This is a genomic window from Actinomycetospora sp., from assembly GCF_055612215.1.
In genome coordinates this window covers 1-4,940 of sequence record NZ_JBVPVA010000759.1, presented here as the reverse complement: position 1 = coordinate 4,940, position 4,940 = coordinate 1, and the positions used below count along the sequence as shown (strand labels likewise).

Sequence of the window (4,940 nt, the reverse complement as noted above, 5' to 3'; positions counted from 1 at the left end):
GCCCCGATCGCGGCGAGCCGGGCGCGCCCCGTCATCCCGGGCCGGGCGACCACTTGAGCTCGATCTCGAGCTCGACCTCCTCGCCGTCGACCTCGACCTCCGCCTCGCACCGGAACTCCTCGGGGAGCGACAGCGTCACGTTCGGGCCCGCGAGCGGGACCTCCACGGTCCCTCCGTGTTCGATGGCCTTCGCCAGCTCGGTCAGCCAGCGAGCCGTCTCGGCGCGGCCCAGGCTCGTCTTCTGCTCGATCTTGACGTGCGACATCGCGCGACTCCCTCGTCCGGGCCGGGGCGCCCGACCCGATCTGCTCGGGACCGCCACCGCCCACGACGATCCCGCTGCCGCACCCCGGCCGCCTCACCCGGAGCGGGTGAGCCTCCACCCGCGGTTCCCGGCGCTAGCGTGGTGACCGATGACGACCACGGCGACGCCGGCCCTGCCCGTCCTGGACCTGTCCCTGCTCGACCGCGGCGAGCACGACGCCGCGCGGTTCCGCGACGCCCTCCGGGTCGCGACCCACCAGGTGGGCTTCTTCTACCTCACCGGGCACGGCATCCCCGACGACGTGATCGCCCGCGCGTTCGCCGAGGCACGGCGGTTCTTCGCGTTGCCCGAGGAGGACAAGGCGCCGGTCGCGATGCGCAACAGCCCGCACTTCCGGGGCTGGAACCGCACCGGCGGCGAGCTCACGCAGGGTCGGGTGGACTGGCGCGAGCAGATCGACCTCGGCGCCGAGCGCGCGCGGTGGACCGACCCCGACGCGCCGGCGTACATGCGCCTGGAGGGACCCAACCTCTGGCCGGCGGCGCAGCCCGAGCTCCGGACCGTGTTCACCGACTGGGAGCGGCGGTGCTCGGCCGTCGCGCGGCGGCTCGTCGCGTCGTGGGCGCTGGCGCTGGGCAGCCCGGCCGACGTGTTCGACGGCGCCTTCGGCGACCGGCCGTCCACGCTGATCAAGCTCATCCGCTACCCGGGCCGCGAGGAGCGCGGCCAGGGAGTGGGGGCCCACAACGACCCGGGCGTGCTGACCCTGCTCATGATCGAGCCCGGCAAGGGCGGGCTCCAGGTCGAGACCGCGCACGGCTGGCTCGACGCCCCGGCCGCCGAGAACGCCTTCGTCGTCAACATCGGCGAGCTGATGGAGTTCGCCACCGACGGCTACCTGCGCGCGACCCGGCACCGCGTCGTCTCCCCGCCGGTCGGCGAGACGCGGCTGTCGATCCCGTTCTTCTTCAACCCGGCGCTCGACTCCACCGTGCCCCGCATCGCGCTGCCGCCCGAGCTCGCCCGGGAGGCCCGCGGCGTCAGCCAGGACCCCGAGAACGTCATCTCCGGCACCTTCGGTGACAACCTGCTCAAGGCGCGGCTGCGGGCCCACCCCGACGTCGCCGCCACCCACCACCCCGACCTCGTGGGCGCGGGCCGCTGAGTCACCACCCGCCGCGCACATCGCGTCCTACGCATCACCCTCCCGGCCCATGACGCCGCGTGACCGGTAGCACATAGTGACTACACGGGTCGGTGCGACCCGGGGTCGGAGGGGGCGGGGCCGTGTCCAGGACGCCGGTCGGCCGCGAGCGCGAGGTGGCCCGGCTCGACGCCCTGCTCGAGGCGACGCGGCGGGGCCGGGGCGGGGCCCTGGTGGTGCGCGGCGAGCCCGGGATCGGCAAGACCTGCCTGCTCGACGCCGCGGGGCGCCGCCACGACGGGTTCACCGTGCTCACGGCGGGCGGCGTGGAGGCCGAGGGCGAGCTGCCCTTCGCCGGGCTGTTCGACCTGTTGCGGCCGCTGACCGAGGCCGACCTCGCGCGGCTGCGGACCGGGCTCGCGGCCCCGGAGCGCGAGCTCCTGGACCGGCTGCGCAGCGGTGCGCCCGCCTCGGTCGAGCGGTTCGCCGTCTGCACGCTCGTGCTGCGCCTGCTGTGCACCCTCGCCGAGCACCGGCAGGTCCTCGTGCTGGTCGACGACGTGCAGTGGCTCGACCCGGCGTCCGCCGACGCCGTCGCGTTCGCCGCCCGCCGGATCCACCACGACGCGGTGGCGGTCGTGCTGGCCGTGCGCGCCGGGGACGACCCCGGTGCCCTGCGCGGCCTCGAGACCCTCGAGCTCGAGGGACTCGGGCGGGACGCGGCGGCCGACCTGCTCCGCGCCCGGGCGCGGCACCCCGTGCCGGCTCCCGTCGTCGAGCGGGTCGTGGCCATGAGTGCGGGCAACCCGCTCGCGGTGATCGAGCTGGCCCGGGGTGTCGGGCGTGCGGGCGAGGCGTGGGAGCCGCGGCTGCGCTCGGTGCCCGAGCTCTTCGGTGACCGCGTGCGCGAGCTCGACGACGGCGCCCGCACCGCGGCCGTGGTGCTCGCCCTCGACACCGAGGAGCGCGCCGCCTCCGTGTGGGCGGCGGCCGCCGAGCTCGACGTCGGCGTCGCGGAGCTCGAGCGGCTCGAAGCGGCCGCGCTGGTCACCTTCCGCGACGGCGCGCCGTGCCTGGCGCACCCCATGGTGCGGTCGGCGGTGCTCGCCGAGGTGCCGCCCCCGCTGTTGCGGGCCGGGCACCGGGCCTGGGCGACGGCGCTCGCCGGGTCGTCCGGCGGCGCCGCGGCGCGGGCGTGGCACCTCGCGGCGGCGACGGTCGGCCAGGATCCCGAGGCCGCCGCCGCCCTCGACGAGGCCGGCGCCCACGCCGTGGCGGTCAGCGCCTACGGCACGGCCGCGAGGACGCTGGAGCGCGCCGCCGGGATGAGCACCGACCCGGCCGCCCGGGGCGACCGCCTGCTTCGCGCGGGACAGGCGGCCCGCTTCGCGGGACGGCCCGACGAGGCCGCGCGGCTGCTCCACGAGGCGGCCGCGGCGGTCACCGGGAGCCGGTCGGCGGCGGCCGTCGACGCCGAGCGGGGACGCGGGCACCTCTACCACGGCCGGGTCACCGAGGCCCGGCGGCTGGTCCTCCGGGCCGCCGAGACCCTCGCGGACACCGACCCCGCCGCGGCGTCCCGCATGCTCGGCGTCGCCGCCTGGTCGGCGATGATCACCAGCGAGCACGCGCGGGCGATCGAGCTGGCCCGACGCGGTCGGGTCCTCGCCGACCGGGCCGCGGAGCCGCCCTCGCCGCTGGTCGAGCTCACCCTCGGGACGTCCCTCTTCAGCATCGGCGAGATCACCGAGAGCTATCCGCTGCTCGCCGCCGCGTGTGCCGACGTCGAGGCACGGGTCGAGGCGGTGGACCCGGAGTTCGCCTGCTTCGCCGGGGTCGCCCTCGCCTGGGTCGGGGAGTTCGAGCGCGCCCGTGCCCTGCTCTCCGTGATGATCGAACGGGCGCGTTCCGCCTCGGCGTTCGGCGTGCTCGTCGCCGCCCTGCACGCGCACGCCTACGTCGATGTCCGGACCGGGGGGCTGACGAGGGCGCTGGCGACGGCCCAGGAGGCCGTCGCGATCGCCGAGACGACCGCCAACCGCCTGTGGCGGTACTTCTCCCTCGGGTGCCTCGCGCACGTCGAGGCCGCCCTCGGCCGGGAGCAGGAGTGCCGCGCGCACGCCGACGAGGCGCTGGAGCTCGCCCGGACCATGGACATCGACCACCCCGCGCCGGTCCGGGAGGCGCTCGGCCACCTCGAGCTCGCCCGCGGCGACCCGGACGCGGCGATCCGCCAGCTCGAGGCGGTCAACCGCGGGGGCACCGGCGGGGACGTCGTCCTCGGCCGCCCGACCGCCCTCGACCTGGTGGAGGCCTACGTCCGGGCCGGTCGGGAGCTCCCGCCCGACCTGGCCGACCAGATCGTCGCCCTGAGCCTCGACGACCGGTTCCCCGGCCTCGCCGCGGTGTGCTGGCGGCTGCGGGGCCTGCTGGCCCCCGACGACGAGGTCGACGCCTGCTTCGAGCGCGCGACGGCGTTGCACGAGGTGAGCGGCAACCCGCTCGCGGCCGCCCGGACCCTGCTCTGCCACGGCGAGCGGCTGCGCCGCGCGGGGCACCGGGCGAAGGCCAGGGAGCGGCTCGCCGCCGCCCACGACCGCTTCGACCACCTCGGAGCCCGGCCCTGGGTCGCCCGGGTCGACGCCGAGGTCCGGGCCGCCGGGGGCGCCCCCCGCGCGGACCGCCCGGTCTCGGGCGTGGAGGCCCTGACCCCGCAGGAGCTGCAGGTGGCCCTCGCCGTGGGCCGCGACCTGACGAACCGTCAGGTCGCCGCCGAGCTCTACCTGAGCCCCCGCACGGTCGAGTTCCACCTCGGTCACGTGTACCGCAAGCTCGGCATCCGCTCGCGGGCCGGCCTGGTGGCGGCGCTGGCGGACGTCGTGGCCGTACCGGCGCCCCGGGCGGCCGCCGCGGCGACCGTCGTCGCCGGCTGAGGCCGCTCCCGGTCAGTCGCCGTACCCGGCCTCCTCCAGCGCGGTCCGCAGTCGCCGCAGCAGCCGGCCCCGGGTCGGCCCGATGCTGCCCGTCGGCATCCCGGTCACGCGCGCGACCCGGGCGTAGTCCCGGTCGGGTCCCGCGAACAGCTCCCAGACCAGCCGCTCGCGGCGGGCGCCGAGGCCGGCCACGCACCGGGCGACGGCGCCGCGGACCTCGCCCCGCACGGCGGCCGTCTCGGGGTCCGCGTCCCCGCTCGCGGACTCGGGCAGGTCGTCGCCCGCGACGAGCTCGCGGCCCGACCGGCGGATCACCGCCAGCGCCTCGCGGGAGGCCACCGTCGCGAGCCAGCCCGGCAGCCGCTCGGGCCGGTCCAGCGTGCCGAGCCGCTCCATGGCGCGCAGCCAGGTGCTCTGGACCGCGTCGGCCACGTCGCACTCCTGGAGGCGGCGGCGACGGACGACGCCTCGCACCAGGGGCCCGTAGCGCTCGACCATCACCTCCCACGCGAAAGGCTCGCCGCGCCGCGCCGCCTCGACCAGTTCCGCCGTGCTCCACCCCGTGACCGCGACCGCCGTGGACATCCGCAACTCCTCG

At 77.2% G+C, this 4,940-nt stretch carries 4 protein-coding genes; 2 read left to right on the top strand and 2 right to left on the bottom strand.

Features of this window, described 5'->3' with window-relative positions; all coding sequences use genetic code 11:
* Window positions 1–31 precede the first annotated feature (31 nt).
* The gene (locus tag AC0CYZ_RS20710) at window positions 32–265 is read right to left on the bottom strand and encodes an amphi-Trp domain-containing protein (RefSeq protein WP_472218764.1); all 234 of its coding nucleotides are present in this window, start codon (window positions 263–265) and stop codon (window positions 32–34) included.
* A 148-nt stretch (window positions 266–413) separates the two neighbouring features.
* Between AC0CYZ_RS20710 and AC0CYZ_RS20705 the strand changes: the two genes are divergently transcribed.
* Together AC0CYZ_RS20705 and AC0CYZ_RS20700 are read left to right on the top strand one after the other, a co-directional pair.
* On the top strand, window positions 414–1,430 hold the full coding sequence (locus tag AC0CYZ_RS20705; protein WP_472218762.1) for an isopenicillin N synthase family dioxygenase: 1,017 nt from the start codon (window positions 414–416) through the stop codon (window positions 1,428–1,430).
* A 122-nt stretch (window positions 1,431–1,552) separates the two neighbouring features.
* Complete coding sequence (locus tag AC0CYZ_RS20700) at window positions 1,553–4,342, top strand: helix-turn-helix transcriptional regulator (RefSeq protein WP_472218760.1); 2,790 nt, start codon at window positions 1,553–1,555, stop codon at window positions 4,340–4,342.
* Window positions 4,343–4,354: 12 nt separating this feature from the next.
* Here AC0CYZ_RS20700 and AC0CYZ_RS20695 read toward each other — a convergent pair.
* The coding region (locus AC0CYZ_RS20695) for an RNA polymerase sigma factor (RefSeq protein ID WP_472218758.1) at window positions 4,355–4,940 on the bottom strand (586 nt) is incomplete at its 5' end.